Source organism: Gymnodinialimonas ceratoperidinii (genome assembly GCF_019297855.1).
Lineage (GTDB): Bacteria > Pseudomonadota > Alphaproteobacteria > Rhodobacterales > Rhodobacteraceae > Gymnodinialimonas > Gymnodinialimonas ceratoperidinii.
This window is the reverse complement of record NZ_CP079194.1, coordinates 2985150-2997709: the sequence shown is the minus strand read 5'-3', so window position 1 is coordinate 2997709 and position 12560 is coordinate 2985150. Positions and strand designations below refer to the sequence as shown.

The following is a 12560-nucleotide window of genomic DNA, read 5'->3' as shown; positions in this document are numbered from 1 at the left end:
GGGGGCGCCTTTCAAGTTCAGACTACGCAAACAGCGCGTTAGTGATGTGGCTGCTTGTCCCACATCTCGCGCGTGGGCAGCTCCTCGAAGGTGTGCTCCGGGGGCGGGTTCGGCAGGGTCCACTCCAGCGTATCCGCGTGCTCGCCCCAATAGGCAGGCTGCGTCACCTTCTTGCCGGCGAAGAGCGTGTAGAACACGATGCCGATGAAGAAGAGGAACGAGGCGAAGGAGATGAACGCGCCGATCGACGAGACGTAGTTCCAGAGCGCGAAGGCGTCCGGGTAGTCGATGTAGCGGCGCGGCATGCCCTGACGGCCGAGGAAGTGCTGCGGGAAGAAGGTCAGGTTGGTGCCGATGAAGAACACCCAGAAGTGCAGCTGACCGGCCCACTCGGGGTACTGACGGCCCGACATCTTGCCAATCCAGTAGTAGACGGCGGCGAAGATGCCGAAGACGGCGCCGAGGCTCATCACGTAGTGGAAGTGCGCCACGACGTAGTAGGTGTCGTGATAGGCGCGGTCCACACCGGCTTGCGACAGGATGATGCCGGTCGTGCCGCCGAGGGTGAAGAGGAAGATGAAGCCAAGCGCGAACATCATCGGCGCCTTGAAGGTGATCGAGCCCATCCACATCGTTGCGATCCACGAGAAGATCTTGATGCCCGTGGGCACGGCGATCACCATGGTTGCGACCATGAAGTAGGCCTGCTGCGTCAGCGTCATGCCGACCGTGTACATGTGGTGCGCCCAGACGACGAAGCCCAGGCCGCCAATCGCCACGAGGGCGTAGACCATCGGCAGGTAGCCGAAGATCGGCTTGCGCGAGAAGGTCGAGACGATGTGAGAGATCACGCCGAAGGCGGGCAGGATCACGATGTACACCTCAGGGTGACCGAAGAACCAGAAGATGTGCTGGAACAGGATCGGGTCACCACCACCGGCAGGATCGAAGAAGGTCGTGCCGAAGTTGCGGTCGGTCAGCAGCATCGTGATGGCGCCGGCAAGAACGGGCAGCGACAGCAGAAGCAGCCATGCGGTGACGAAGACGGACCAGGCGAAGAGCGGCACCTTGTGCAGCGTCATGCCGGGGGCGCGCATGTTCAGGAAGGTGGTGATGAAGTTGATCGAGCCGAGGATCGACGAGGCACCCGAGACGTGGATGGCGAAGATCGCGAAGTCCACGGCGCGCGAGGTCTCGACCCCTTGCGCAGAGATCGGCGGGTAGAAGGTCCAGCCCGGACCCGCGCCGCCATCGATGGTGACCGAGCAGAACGCAAGGCCGGTACCGGCGACATACATCCAGTAGGACAGGTTGTTGAGACGCGGGAACGCCATGTCCGGCGCGCCGATCATCAGCGGCATGAAGTAGTTGCCGAAGCCCCCGAAAAGGGCCGGAATGACGACGAAGAACATCATCAGGACGCCGTGCCCGGTAATCAGGACGTTCCACATCTGGCCGTTGGGCGAGCATTGCTGCGACGCATCCGCGATCAGCCGCGCGCCTTCCTGGCACATCAACTGCACGCCGGGCTCCATCAGCTCCATCCGCATATACACGGTGAAGGCCACCGAGATCAGGCCCACGAAGCCTGCGGTGAACAGATAAAGGATCCCGATGTCCTTGTGGTTGGTCGACATGAACCACCGGGTGAAGAACCCCCGGTCGTCGTGATGCTCGTGCCCTGTGAGGGTGGCGTCTGCCATGTTCGTCTCCTGTTCGCGTCTTTAATGCGCGTCTATGTGCACGCACGGCGCCAGAATCTGGTGCCGAAACTCTTCGTCCTGAAAGAGGGTTTAGGCCGCACACCGGGATTGGGCAACGCGACATCTCGCGCGGGCGCGATTTTGTGGTGGGTAAAATTGGCGCAGGGCAGCGCGGCTCTGCCTTGCGAATAAGCGCGATCGGGCGGGTGAGAGCGGCCCGTGCCGTGCCCTCGGGCCGCCTCTGTCAGAGAACCACCAGCCCGAAGATCAGGCCGACCGCGATCAGCGCGGGCAGGATCGAGAGAAGCAACAAGATGCCGTCCCGCAAGAGCAGGCCCAAGCCGGTCAGAAGGACCGCCGCGCCAAGGAAGCTGGAGGTGAAGGGAATGAACTCCATCAGCGGCATCAGCACCCCGTAAAGGGCTGCAACGCATAGGAAAACGAGGCGCGAGGGCGGCTCGCTCAGCCATGTCAATCTCGAGGTCGCGCGGGCCTCCAGCCACTCCGCCACGCTATGGACCCGGTCCATCGCCGAGACGACACGCCCGGGCTTCACCTTCCGCCGTCTCAGGAAATCGGGCAGCCACAGCTTGTCGCGGCCCATCGCCGTCTGCGCGGCGCAGAGTGCGATCATCAGGCCCATCGATGTGGAGAACAGCGGGATGCCGGACAGCGGCGAGACCAGCAACAATCCCAGAAGCGTCATGATCGGTAGCAGGCCGCTCGCCCCGGCGCTCTGCACCATCTTGTCGACCTGTCCATCCTCTTCCTTCGCGGCCTCTGCCACGTCATCGGCGAGGTTCGAGAGGATCGGCTCGGGATCGGAGGCGGACGGCGCCGCGTCTTCCGTGGAATTTGATGCGTGCACTGTCATATCTGGGAAACAAGCCCGGCGCCGGGTTTGTTCCCCTCAGTCCGCGGGTTGGTCCTGAAAAACATTCACGAACTGCCGCTTCAGAGCGAGGTCCAGATCGGTGATCGTCACCGGCAGCCCCAGATCGACAAGGCTGGTGACGCCATGGCCGGAAATGCCGCAAGGAACGATGCCGTCGAAATGGCTCAGGTCCGGCTCCACGTTGATCGAGATGCCGTGGAAGCTGACCCATTTGCGCAGCCGCACACCGATGGCGGCGATCTTGTCCTCGCGCGGGCTGCCGTCGGGCAGGGGCGGCTTCTCGGGCCGCTCGATCCAGACACCGACACGCCCCTCGCGCACCGCACCCCGGATGTTGAACTCGTCCAGCGCCGCGATCACCCAAGCCTCCAGCTTCTGCACATAGGCGCGCACGTCCCGGCCGCGCTGGTTGAGATCGAGCATGACGTAGGCCACCCGCTGGCCGGGGCCGTGGTACGTATACTGCCCGCCGCGCCGGGTCTCGTAGACCGGGAAGCGGTCGGGATCCTTGAGGTCCTCGATCCGGGCCGAGGTGCCGGCGGTGTAGAGGGGCGGATGTTCCAGCAGCCAGACGGCCTCACCCGCCTCGCCCCGCGCGATCGCGTTGGCGCGCGCCTCCATCCGCTCCACCGCAAGCGGGTAGGGCACCGGGGCGTCCGAGGTGATCCATTCAACCATGAAACGTCTTTCATCATCCGTGCGTCAGGCACGGCGCATCAGGGTCTTGATATCGCGCCGGCGGCCCGGATTGTCACCCCCTCGCAGCATTCCGGGGCTCGAGCGGGCCGCAAAATCGCACGTGCAATCGCTCCGTCGGAGGCGTCGCCAAAGGAGGGGTAGGGGATTCCCGCCTGAGAGAATCGGCCTCCCATGGGGTATATTGATCCCCGAGAGAGACACAATTTTCAGGTCTGCGGAGTTTTTTGTTATGTTTGCCAAGTATTTGATGACATCTTCCCTTGTCGCGGCCATCGCGCTCACCCCGATTGCTTCGGCGCCGGCACAGGCTCAAGACGCCCGCGAGATCATCGGCGGCCTGCTTCTGGGCGGCGCGATCGGCGTGGCCATCGGCGCGGCAACGCAGCCGCAGCCCCCGCGCGTCGTACAGCCGCAACCCGTCGCACCGCCGCCCACCGCACAGCCGCCGCGCCAGACACAACCGCGCGCGCCACGTCCGACGCGCCCCGCGATCCCGGCAACCGAGGCAGGCCGTCAGGTCCAGACGGCGCTGAACTATTTCGGCTTCGACGCAGGCTTCGTCGATGGTCAAGTCGGCCCCGCAACCCGCAGCGCGGTCGAGCGGTTTCAGACTTTCCAGGGCTACCCCGTCAACGGCCGCTCCTTCCCCGAGGATCAGGCGCTGCACCTGATCAACGCCTACCGATGGGCCACCAACGGTGGCGCCGCGCAAACGGGTCTGAGCGAGCAGCCCCTCCTTCTGGCCTATGAGCGCGTGCTGGCCGGCGACACCGTGACCCCGGCAGGCGCTCCGAACAGCACCACCGTCATCGTGAACCCGGCCGCCACTACTGTCGTCGCCTCCGGTACCGAGACCCCTGTCACCACGGTCTCCGCGCAGCCGGGCGCGCCGGTCCCGAACCTGTTTGCCAATGCGGCCGCCACCCCCGCCCTGTCGGCGCGCTGCGATGCCGTGGCGCTGCAGGGGCAGGCCAACGGCGGCATGATGACCCTTGGCAACCTGTCCAACCCCGGTTTCGCACTGTCAGAGCAGTTCTGCACGGCCCGCGCCAGCGCGGTTAACCAAGGCCACGACCTGACCCAGGCGATCACCGGGCTCAGCTTTGCCGACATCACCGAGCAATGCGAAGGCTTCTCGGCCGCCGTCGCGCCGCAGACGACGCTGCTCACCTCCCTGACCCCGCTTCAGGCCATGGCCTCGGCCGAAGGCTTTGCCCGCGCGACCGGGATGCCCCAGGCCGAGCTGGCCGGAACCGCCCGCGTCTGCCTCGGCGTTGGATATGGCGTCGACGACATGGAGATGGCGCTGGGCGCGGCGCTGATGCTGGTCGCCACGAACGAGCCGGCCTACGGAGAGTTGATCGGCCACCACCTGCGTGAGGGTTTCGGCGTCGAATCGGATGAGGCGCTGGCGCAATCGTGGTTCGCCACATCGCTGGACGCGGTCGAGGCGGGCGCGCCTGCCGTCTTCAGCCCCACCGATGCCGGACGTCTTCCGCTGATCCGTCAGGCCGTTGCGATGAGCATCGGCGGCGCCCCTGTCCCGGTCCCCGCGGCAGCAAGCGTCGTGCAGGTCCCCTCCTTCAACATCACGCCGCAGCCCGCTCCGGCGCCGACCCCCGCGCCCGTCACCGTGCAGGCTCCGACGCCCGCCCCGATCACGGTCCCGACGCCCACGCCCGTCAACGGCACACCGTCAGGCAACGTCGAGGTGGAGCCGGAGATCGTCTTTGCGCCTCAGTCGGTTCTGCCAACCTTCCAGGTCAACCAGTAACTTTTGCACGCGAACCAAGCACAGACGGCGGGCCACCCGGGCCCGCCGTTTTCGCGCGAGCCTCCCTGCCGGGCGGGCAGCGACAAAAAAACCTCTCTCAGGCCCTCGCACCCCCTTCACAATGCCGATCCGAGCGGCTACAGACCGCGCACTACCTGATCACGTGCGCTCGTGGCGGAATTGGTAGACGCGCAGCGTTGAGGTCGCTGTGGGGTAACACCCGTGCGAGTTCGAGTCTCGCCGAGCGCACCATCTCTCTCCAGAATCCGATTTTCTGCCCCTTAGGCCCTCGGCGACACGAGTCGTGGTAAGTCGCTCGTGAGCCGCCTCTCAGAGCACCGGTCCGATGGTGGCGATGACGTTCTGCCAGATCCGCTTGTAATAGGGCCATTGCAGGACCTCGAAGAGGTCGATCTGGTGCGAGCCGGCGATGTAGTCGCGCTGCCTTTCGTGAACGCGCTCGGTCAGGGCGCTGTCTTGCAGCAGGATGTTGTTCTCGTAATTCAGGTCGAAGCTGCGCATGTCGAGGTTGGAGGAGCCGATCATCGTGATCTCCTCGTCCACGGTCAGCGTCTTCGCGTGCAAGAGCCCGCCGGTGAATTCGTGAAGGGCGCAGCCTGCCTCGAGCAGGCGGCGGTAGTAGCTGCGGCTTGCGGCTGCCACGATCAGGCTGTCGTTGCGGCGCGGAAAGATCAGCGTCACGCGGGTGCCGCGGTGCGCGGCGGCGCAGAGGGCCTCCACCAGCGTCGCATCGGGCACGAAATAGGGCGTCGAGATCGTCACGCTCTCGCGCGCCGTGGCAAGGGCGAGGGAGAAGAGCTGCGGCGTGCCGCCCTTGCGCTCGGTCGGGCCATCGGCAAACACCTGCGCGGGAAAACCGCCGGGGCGCGGCTCCGCGATCAGAGGGAAGCTCTCCACATCGTCGCCCGTGGCCGCGACCCAGTCGCTCGCGAAAAGGAGCTGATTCTGCGCCACGATCGGCCCCTCAAACCGCACCATGATATCGACCCAGGGGCCATATCTCCGTTTGGGACGAAACTCCGGATCCGCGGAGTTCCGGCTGCCGCAATAGGTGACGCGGCCGTCGATCACGGTGATCTTGCGGTGGTTGCGCAGGTCGATCCGGCTGGTGAGCAGCGTATGAAACGGGCGGTGCAGCGGGAAGGCCACGGCGAGTTGGACGCCCGCCTCCTCCATCGCGGTCCAGAGCGCGGAGCCGACGAGGCCTCGGGAGCCGAGCCCGTCGGTCATCGCGCGACAGGTCACGCCGCGCTTTGCGGCGCGGATCAGCGCCTCGGCCAGCGCGGTGCCGGTGTGGTCTTCGAGCCAGATGTAATAGAGCGCGTGGACGTGGTCAGTCGCGGCGTCAATGTCCGCGATCATGTGGCGCAGCGTGTCGTCCGGGTCGGCCATCAGCCGCGCGGTGTTGCCGGGGACGGGCTGGAACCCGTTCATCGAGGCGGCATAGCGAAAGAGCGGTTGGTAATCCTTGTGGATCAGGGTCGGCAGCGCCTCGGCATCGCCCAGATGGCGGCCGCCGATGGTCCTGATCTTCTCCTGCATCTTGCGGGCCTTGGACTTGCCCTTCTTCCCAAGATCGGCCTCGCCGAAGAGAAAGTAGATGACGCTGCCGAAGCCCGGCAGGATCACCAGCACGATGAACCACGCCAGCCGAGCGGTGGGGAGGAGATCATCGCGGAGCAGGATCCGCACCGAGAAGGCAATGACCACCGCGGTGTGGAGGTAGATGAGGTAGTTCATGCCGCAGGCTCGGGGAGGTTGAGGTCCACGACGATGGGCAGGTGATCGGAGGCGCGGCGGGCGAGCGACGACCGATGGACATAGGCGCGGCGCGGTTCGGGGAGGTTGCTGAGGATGAACCTGTCGAACGCGGCGTTGGGACGCGCGCTGTGATAGCTCTTGCCGGGCAGGATGATCTGGCAATCGGTGTTCAGGGCCGTCTGCATCGCATCCTTGGCGCGCCACATGTTGAAATCGCCGGCGACGACGACGGGGTGGGTCAGGTTCTGCAGGTAATCGCCCAGGGCCTCCAGTTGCAGGCGCCTTGTACGGGGATCGAGGCCGAGGTGGACACCGACGACTTCGAGGGCGGGCGTCTCGAGCTGGAGCGAGACAGCGCCGCGGGGTTCGAGGGAGGGGAGGACGACGCGGGTGGCGCGGCGAAACTGGGAGGGCTCGCGGTAGAGGATCGCGTTGCCGTGCCAGCCGTGGCTGTCGGGCCGGATCGAGACATCGGCGAGCTCGTAGCCCAGTTCCTTCTCAAGGTAATCGAGGTCGAGGACGCCCGCGCGGGTGCCGACCCGCTTGTCGCATTCCTGAAGCACGACGAGGTCGGCGTCGATCTCGGCGAGGACGTCGGCGATGCGCTCGGGGTCTCTTCTCCAGTCGAGGCCGACGGCTTTGCGGATGTTGTAGCTGGCGATGCGCATGGGGGATTATTGCAGGAGCAAGGCGGCCATTGCCAGTGGGCGTGGCCGGGGGCCGGAGGAGGGGGTGCGCAAGCTTGCACATGTCTTTAAGTCACTCATATCACACGATTTTCCAAAAATGCGATCCGTGAGAATGAAAAAGGCGACCCCGGTTTCCCGGGATCGCCCTTGGTTGATCGAGCCTAGGCTCAGAACTTGCCGAGGATCTTGTCCACGGTATCGCGGACTTCTTCCTTGGTGTTGCCGGTCTTCTGCTGGAGGACACCCTCCATCTGCTGGCGATCACCCTTGGCTTCTTCCAGATCGTCGTCGGTCAAGTCGCCATACGATTCACGGAGTTTGCCCTTGATCTCGGTCCATTTGCCTTCGATTTGGTCGCGGTTCATATCGGATCTCCTAATCCAGGGTGGGTAGAGAAGTCCGCCGCCTTAGTTGGAGGCGACTTCGGCGTCGTCGGGTGCTGTGATTTCGAGGCCGGGGACGGTGACCGTCTCTTCGGTGATCTCGACTTCGCCAACTTCGGCGTCGAACTCGGGCAGGTTGCCGCCATCGACGGTGACTTCAGGCAGCGCGGCCTCTTCCGTCTGGTCGATGTCGATCATGTAGATGCCTGCAACAAGCACGATGGCAGCGATGGCGATAGCAAGAATTGTTCCGGTTTTCATTTTGTAGTCTCCTATACATCTGTCTGGTGAACCGCTGGATCGACGATTCGGTTCCGACAAAAATTCCATTAATTTTCAGTATCTTACGATTTCAAACAAAAAAGGGTGGTCAGCCACGAGGTCAGGCCGACCACCCTTTTTCGGGTATCTGTGTCCGGTCGGCGCTACGAGCGCCCGTTCACGGCATTCACCACCAGCGAGATCACGAAGAGCGCGATGAAGATGAAGAACAGGATCTGTGCGATACCAGCAGAGGCGCCAGCAATTCCGCCGAACCCGAAGAGAGCGGCGATCAGAGCGACGACCAAGAAAATTACGGCCCAGCGAAGCATGGTTAGTCTCCTTTTAAGTTACGCTGGGATAACCCCCCGTTAACAAAAAAGGTTCCTTTTCGGACCTAGAAAATCTCCAGCCCGTGCAGCAGCGCGCTCAACTCCTCGCTCCGGAACGGCGCGCTCTGCCTGTAGATCCACTCGTGTCTGGCCAGTCCGGGGTCCTGCCCCGAGTCCAGAACCACGACCGGCGTGCCGCTGGCCTTCCACGTCGCGAACTGCGGCGCGCTTTGAAGAACGTCGGACTTCACCGAGGCGATCACGAGGCGCATCGGCGTGTCGGGCGCTTTCGACACATGGGTGCAGGAGCGGATGTCACCCGCGCCCGCTTGAGTGAGAATGTCGCGCAGATCCTCGATCACCAGAAGGTTCGAGTGAACCACGAGGCATGGAAGATGCGCAGCCGTGCAGGGTTCCGTGCCCGGCACACAGGAAGAAGGAAGCGTTTTGTTCATAATCACTTTTTTGCAGCATCGAAAACGATCCTGCATTAAACTAGGACACATCAGGGACAGGGAAATACAATGGTAATCGATTGCGGGCATTGTCCCTTGAGGAAGCGGGACGTTTTCGAGCCGCTGTCCGACGAAGAAGTTGAATTTATGCGCCGCTTCAAGATCGGCGAGCTGAAGGTCGACGCTGGTGCGACAGTGTTGATGGAAGGGTCCAACAGCCCGCAATTATTCAGTGTTCTCAGCGGTTTGGGGCTTCGCTACAAGCTGCTTCCCAATGGCCGCAGGCAGGTTGTGAACTTCGTTTTTCCCGGCAGTTTCCTGGGCCTTCAGGCCGGCGTCATGGGAGAGATGAAACACTCCGTGGAAGCGACCTCGGCCATGGTTTTATGCGTCTTCAACCGCACGGATTTGTGGAATTTTTTCAAACTGCAACCGACGCGGGCCTACGATCTGACCTGGCTGGCGGCGATGGAAGAGCATTTCATGGGCGAGGCGTTGACCTCGATCGGCCAGATGAACGCGATGCAGCGGATGTGTTGGGGCTTGATGCGCTATGCCACGCGCTGCTCGGATCTGGGGATCAACGACAGGGATCGCTACCCGTTTCCGTTCCGGCAACAGGATCTGGCCGACGCCTTGGGCCTGTCGCTGGTGCATACCAACAAGACCTTGATGAAGCTGCGCGAACAGGGCGACCTGTCGCTGGGGGATGGCGTGATGGTCCTGCATCATCCTGACCGCATGAAAGATCGGTCCCTGTTGCCTGTCGGCTCGCCCAACCGACGCCCGCTGATCTGAGGGTCCGCGCTGTGGGGACGTGAAAAAGCCCCGCCGGGGTGGGCGAGGCTTTTAGGAAATCGTGCGGGAATGTTGGTCAGTTCGTCTCTTCAGGCGTCTCGACCTCGGCCGCGGTGCCGGTCTCGGTTGCGGCGGGCGGGGCGCCGGCGGCCTGCTCATCCAGCGGCGTGCCGTCGTTGAGGAGCGCCCAGAGAATGAACAGACCCGCCGCGACGATGGCAATGATGATGCCCCAAAGGGCGGGCTTGTGCCGGCGTGCCTGGCGTTCGGTATTCGTGTTGGGTGCGGACATAGGTATTCTCCTCATCGGTTGAGGGCTAAACGCGCGGGGCAGGGCGAAAGTTCCCGCCCGCGTTGTCGGGGTGGCTCTGGCTTAGGCCTGGCCGGGTTGCGCGGCGCGTTGCGCATTGCGGCTCCGGGCGCGGTCTTCCGCCTCATCCTCGTCGGGCGCGTCGACCTCGTCCTTCACCTGACCCCAGGCCAGAAGCGCGAAGACCATGGTTCCGCCTACGACGTTGCCAGCCAGCACGGGCAGGAAGAAGCCAAGGATCGCGGGGGTGGCATCAAGCTCGTTCTGGACGACAAGGACCCACATTTCCACGGAGCCCGCGATGATATGGGTGAAATCGCCCGCCGCGATGAGCCACGTGAAGATCACCACGAGGATGACTTCGCCGCCGTTCTGGCTCGGCATCATCCAGACGATGGAGGCCACGAGAACGCCCGCGGGCACCGCCCGCATGAAGCCTTCGGAGGCGCTGAAGCCTGTGGCGTGGCGCGAGAGCTCGTTGATGCTCTCAAGCACCTCGGGCGAGATCCCCGAGGTCTGCGTCATGAAGGCCGCGGCAAGGAGGGCGCCGACCACGTTGGCGGTGAGCACGATGCTCCACAGGCGCACGACGGAGAGAACGCCCCGGCAGGAGCGTTCGGCGACGAGGGGCAGGATGGTGGAGATGGTGTTCTCGGTGAACAGCTGCATCCGGCCGAGGATCACCAGCAGGAAGCCCACGGAATAGCCGAGGTTTTCGAGCAGGAAGGTCCAGGGCGCATCGGGGAGGTAGGTGCGGAAGATCGCCTCGGCCAGCACCGAGAAGGAGATCAACACGCCCGCGGCCACGCCGGACCAGACGAGCGAGCGGGTGGGGCGCTCCAGCTCTTCCTCTCCATCACGTCGGATGACCTCGTAGATCAGTTTCGAGCTAAGGCGGGTTGCCTTACGAACGGCCATCTCTTCGCGCATGTGTACTTCCTTGAGTTCGCAGGGAAACGCGGTGGCGGGGATCTGGTTCCATAAAAAAATGCGGAACAACCCGAGGGATTGGCCGTTCTCTTCCCGAACCCACTGACCTCAGAGGAGACCTCCCATGACCGACACATTGAAAATCGTGCCGAGCGAAGATGACGTTGATACCGGCGTGCGCGACACCGCCGCCGTGGCGACGGGCCTTGCCGACGTGCTGGCCGACACCTACCGCCTGACGTTCAAGACCCACGCCTACCACTGGAACGTGACGGGTCCGGCGTTTTACTCGATCCACAAGCTGACCGAAGAGCAGTACGAGAACATGTTCTCTGCCGCCGACGAGCTGGCCGAGCGGATCCGGGCGCTGGGTGAACTGGCACCGACGCGGTTCGATGACATCATCGCACGCTCGCGCGTGGAGGACCTCGACGAGGTGCCTTCGGCCGGTGGCATGATCGAAGACCTTGCCAAGGATCACGAGAAACTGGCCCACCGCCTGCACGCGCTGGTGGAACTGTCCGGCGGTCAGAAAGACCCGGTGACCGAAGACCTCGCGACCGCGCGGAGCGCCTTCCACGAGCAGGCCGCATGGATGCTGCGTTCGATCATCGCGAACTGACGCGGGCTGAGACAGACAGCCAAGACACGAAAAAGCCCCGGTCCATTGGCCGGGGCTTTTGCTGTTGCTGGCGGAGGCCGGAGCCTCGGGTGATCAATCAGACCGCGATTTCGATGTGCTCGGACGAGGCGAAGAACATCGCCTGGCTGACGGCCGCGCGGACCTGATCCTCGGAGTAGGGCTTGGTGATCAGGAAGGCGGGTTCGGGACGCTCGCCGGTCAGCAGACGCTCGGGGAAGGCGGTGATGAAGATCACGGGGCGGTCGCCCAGTTCCTTCAGCAGCGCGTTGACCGCGTCGATGCCCGACGATTTGTCGGCCAGCTGGATGTCGGCGAGGATGAGGTCCGGAACCTTGGCTTTTCCCTTGGCAATGGCATCGTCGCGGGTCCGGGCGATATCCGTGACCTTGTGTCCCATATCCGACACGATCGACTTGAGGTCCATCGCGATGATGCCCTCGTCCTCGATGATGAGAATATCGCCGGTGACCATGTCACCCATCTCGGCACGGGCACGGCCGACGAGCTCTTCCGCCTCGCTCTGTTCCACGTTCATGATGCGGGCCAGCGCCTCGAAGGAAAATCCTTCGACCGAGTGCAACAAAAGCGCCTCTCGGGTGTTGGCAGTAAGTTGAGACAGACGCCACTGTGCCCTTAGTTCCAAGGGGCTGCTGTCGTCCGTGTCCTCGGCGGTAGGTGCGCCGGAGCTGGACCAGATGCCATGGAACACACGGAACAGACCGACCTTGGTGGAGGCATCCTCCGCCACCGTCGTGGGGTCTGTCACGATGGTTTCCAGCGTGGCCATGGCGTAGCGGTCTCCACTATCCTGCGCGCCGGTCAACGCCCGGGCGTAACGGCGCAAAAATGGCAGTTCGGAGACAAGTTCCGTGCTCAAATCTTGCGAGTCTTCAGTGGATGCCATGC

15 protein-coding genes and 1 tRNA gene are annotated in these 12560 nt (G+C 63.7%); 4 read left to right on the top strand and 12 right to left on the bottom strand.

The window, feature by feature from the left end; all coding sequences use genetic code 11:
• Positions 1-38: 38 nt before the first annotated feature.
• The 3 genes from ctaD to lipB all read right to left on the bottom strand — a co-directional run bounded on the left by ctaD (position 39) and on the right by lipB (position 3276).
• A complete protein-coding gene (gene ctaD / locus KYE46_RS14485; RefSeq protein ID WP_219001472.1) occupies positions 39-1703 on the bottom strand; it encodes a cytochrome c oxidase subunit I in 1665 nt (554 codons plus the stop codon).
• A 244-nt stretch (positions 1704-1947) separates the two neighbouring features.
• A complete protein-coding gene (locus tag KYE46_RS14480; protein WP_219001470.1) occupies positions 1948-2577 on the bottom strand; it encodes an exopolysaccharide biosynthesis protein in 630 nt (209 codons plus the stop codon).
• Between the two features lie 36 nt (positions 2578-2613).
• The gene (lipB, locus tag KYE46_RS14475; protein ID WP_219001468.1) at positions 2614-3276 is read right to left on the bottom strand and encodes a lipoyl(octanoyl) transferase LipB; all 663 of its coding nucleotides are present in this window, start codon (positions 3274-3276) and stop codon (positions 2614-2616) included.
• A 268-nt stretch (positions 3277-3544) separates the two neighbouring features.
• Here lipB and KYE46_RS14470 point away from each other — a divergent pair, with 268 nt between their 5' ends.
• Positions 3545-5071 carry a peptidoglycan-binding domain-containing protein gene (locus KYE46_RS14470; RefSeq protein WP_219001466.1) on the top strand — a complete coding sequence of 509 codons (1527 nt, stop codon included), beginning with the start codon at positions 3545-3547 and terminating at the stop codon, positions 5069-5071.
• A gap of 165 nt (positions 5072-5236) precedes the next feature.
• Positions 5237-5323, top strand: a tRNA-Leu gene (locus tag KYE46_RS14465).
• Between the two features lie 78 nt (positions 5324-5401).
• On the opposite strand, the gene cls is transcribed toward KYE46_RS14465, so the two are convergent.
• The 6 genes from cls to KYE46_RS14435 form a co-directional block, all read right to left on the bottom strand.
• Positions 5402-6832: a cardiolipin synthase gene (gene cls / locus KYE46_RS14460; protein WP_219001464.1), complete on the bottom strand. Its 1431-nt coding sequence runs from the start codon at positions 6830-6832 to the stop codon at positions 5402-5404.
• Positions 6829-7521 carry an endonuclease/exonuclease/phosphatase family protein gene (locus tag KYE46_RS14455; RefSeq protein WP_219001462.1) on the bottom strand — a complete coding sequence of 231 codons (693 nt, stop codon included), beginning with the start codon at positions 7519-7521 and terminating at the stop codon, positions 6829-6831. The genes cls and KYE46_RS14455 overlap by 4 nt, the downstream gene beginning before the upstream one ends.
• A gap of 188 nt (positions 7522-7709) precedes the next feature.
• Complete coding sequence (locus KYE46_RS14450; protein WP_219001460.1) at positions 7710-7907, bottom strand: CsbD family protein; 198 nt, start codon at positions 7905-7907, stop codon at positions 7710-7712.
• 42 nt (positions 7908-7949) lie between these two features.
• On the bottom strand, positions 7950-8186 hold the full coding sequence (locus tag KYE46_RS14445) for a hypothetical protein (protein ID WP_219001458.1): 237 nt from the start codon (positions 8184-8186) through the stop codon (positions 7950-7952).
• Positions 8187-8350: 164 nt separating this feature from the next.
• Positions 8351-8518 (bottom strand): DUF1328 domain-containing protein, encoded by a 168-nt coding sequence (locus tag KYE46_RS14440; RefSeq protein WP_219001456.1) that lies wholly within the window; start codon positions 8516-8518, stop codon positions 8351-8353.
• A gap of 65 nt (positions 8519-8583) precedes the next feature.
• Positions 8584-8973, bottom strand: a complete 390-nt coding sequence (locus KYE46_RS14435; RefSeq protein WP_219001454.1) for a hypothetical protein — start codon at positions 8971-8973, stop codon at positions 8584-8586.
• A gap of 69 nt (positions 8974-9042) precedes the next feature.
• Between KYE46_RS14435 and KYE46_RS14430 the strand changes: the two genes are divergently transcribed.
• Positions 9043-9771, top strand: coding sequence for a Crp/Fnr family transcriptional regulator (locus KYE46_RS14430; RefSeq protein ID WP_219001452.1), 729 nt, complete (start codon positions 9043-9045; stop codon positions 9769-9771).
• 76 nt (positions 9772-9847) lie between these two features.
• On the opposite strand, the gene KYE46_RS14425 is transcribed toward KYE46_RS14430, so the two are convergent.
• Positions 9848-10063 carry a hypothetical protein gene (locus KYE46_RS14425; RefSeq protein WP_219001451.1) on the bottom strand — a complete coding sequence of 72 codons (216 nt, stop codon included), beginning with the start codon at positions 10061-10063 and terminating at the stop codon, positions 9848-9850.
• An 81-nt stretch (positions 10064-10144) separates the two neighbouring features.
• A complete protein-coding gene (locus KYE46_RS14420) occupies positions 10145-11011 on the bottom strand; it encodes a formate/nitrite transporter family protein (protein WP_219001450.1) in 867 nt (288 codons plus the stop codon).
• 124 nt (positions 11012-11135) lie between these two features.
• On the opposite strand from KYE46_RS14420, the gene KYE46_RS14415 reads away from it, so the two are divergent.
• On the top strand, positions 11136-11633 hold the full coding sequence (locus tag KYE46_RS14415) for a Dps family protein (RefSeq protein ID WP_219001449.1): 498 nt from the start codon (positions 11136-11138) through the stop codon (positions 11631-11633).
• A gap of 97 nt (positions 11634-11730) precedes the next feature.
• On the opposite strand, the gene KYE46_RS14410 is transcribed toward KYE46_RS14415, so the two are convergent.
• Positions 11731-12558 (bottom strand): response regulator, encoded by an 828-nt coding sequence (locus KYE46_RS14410; RefSeq protein ID WP_219001448.1) that lies wholly within the window; start codon positions 12556-12558, stop codon positions 11731-11733.
• Between the last annotated feature and the right edge of the window lie 2 nt (positions 12559-12560).

Excerpts from the sequence above, each read along its gene's own strand:
- ctaD (WP_219001472.1), bottom strand. The coding sequence starts at position 1,703 with ATGGCAGACGCCACCCTCACAGGGCACGAGCATCACGACGACCGGGGG.
- KYE46_RS14480 (WP_219001470.1), bottom strand. The coding sequence starts at position 2,577 with ATGACAGTGCACGCATCAAATTCCACGGAAGACGCGGCGCCGTCCGCC.
- lipB (WP_219001468.1), bottom strand. The coding sequence starts at position 3,276 with ATGGTTGAATGGATCACCTCGGACGCCCCGGTGCCCTACCCGCTTGCG.
- KYE46_RS14470 (WP_219001466.1), top strand. The coding sequence starts at position 3,545 with ATGACATCTTCCCTTGTCGCGGCCATCGCGCTCACCCCGATTGCTTCG.
- cls (WP_219001464.1), bottom strand. The coding sequence starts at position 6,832 with ATGAACTACCTCATCTACCTCCACACCGCGGTGGTCATTGCCTTCTCG.
- KYE46_RS14455 (WP_219001462.1), bottom strand. The coding sequence starts at position 7,521 with ATGCGCATCGCCAGCTACAACATCCGCAAAGCCGTCGGCCTCGACTGG.
- KYE46_RS14450 (WP_219001460.1), bottom strand. The coding sequence starts at position 7,907 with ATGAACCGCGACCAAATCGAAGGCAAATGGACCGAGATCAAGGGCAAA.
- KYE46_RS14445 (WP_219001458.1), bottom strand. The coding sequence starts at position 8,186 with ATGAAAACCGGAACAATTCTTGCTATCGCCATCGCTGCCATCGTGCTT.
- KYE46_RS14440 (WP_219001456.1), bottom strand. The coding sequence starts at position 8,518 with ATGCTTCGCTGGGCCGTAATTTTCTTGGTCGTCGCTCTGATCGCCGCT.
- KYE46_RS14435 (WP_219001454.1), bottom strand. The coding sequence starts at position 8,973 with ATGAACAAAACGCTTCCTTCTTCCTGTGTGCCGGGCACGGAACCCTGC.
- KYE46_RS14430 (WP_219001452.1), top strand. The coding sequence starts at position 9,043 with ATGGTAATCGATTGCGGGCATTGTCCCTTGAGGAAGCGGGACGTTTTC.
- KYE46_RS14425 (WP_219001451.1), bottom strand. The coding sequence starts at position 10,063 with ATGTCCGCACCCAACACGAATACCGAACGCCAGGCACGCCGGCACAAG.
- KYE46_RS14420 (WP_219001450.1), bottom strand. The coding sequence starts at position 11,011 with ATGCGCGAAGAGATGGCCGTTCGTAAGGCAACCCGCCTTAGCTCGAAA.
- KYE46_RS14415 (WP_219001449.1), top strand. The coding sequence starts at position 11,136 with ATGACCGACACATTGAAAATCGTGCCGAGCGAAGATGACGTTGATACC.
- KYE46_RS14410 (WP_219001448.1), bottom strand. The coding sequence starts at position 12,558 with ATGGCATCCACTGAAGACTCGCAAGATTTGAGCACGGAACTTGTCTCC.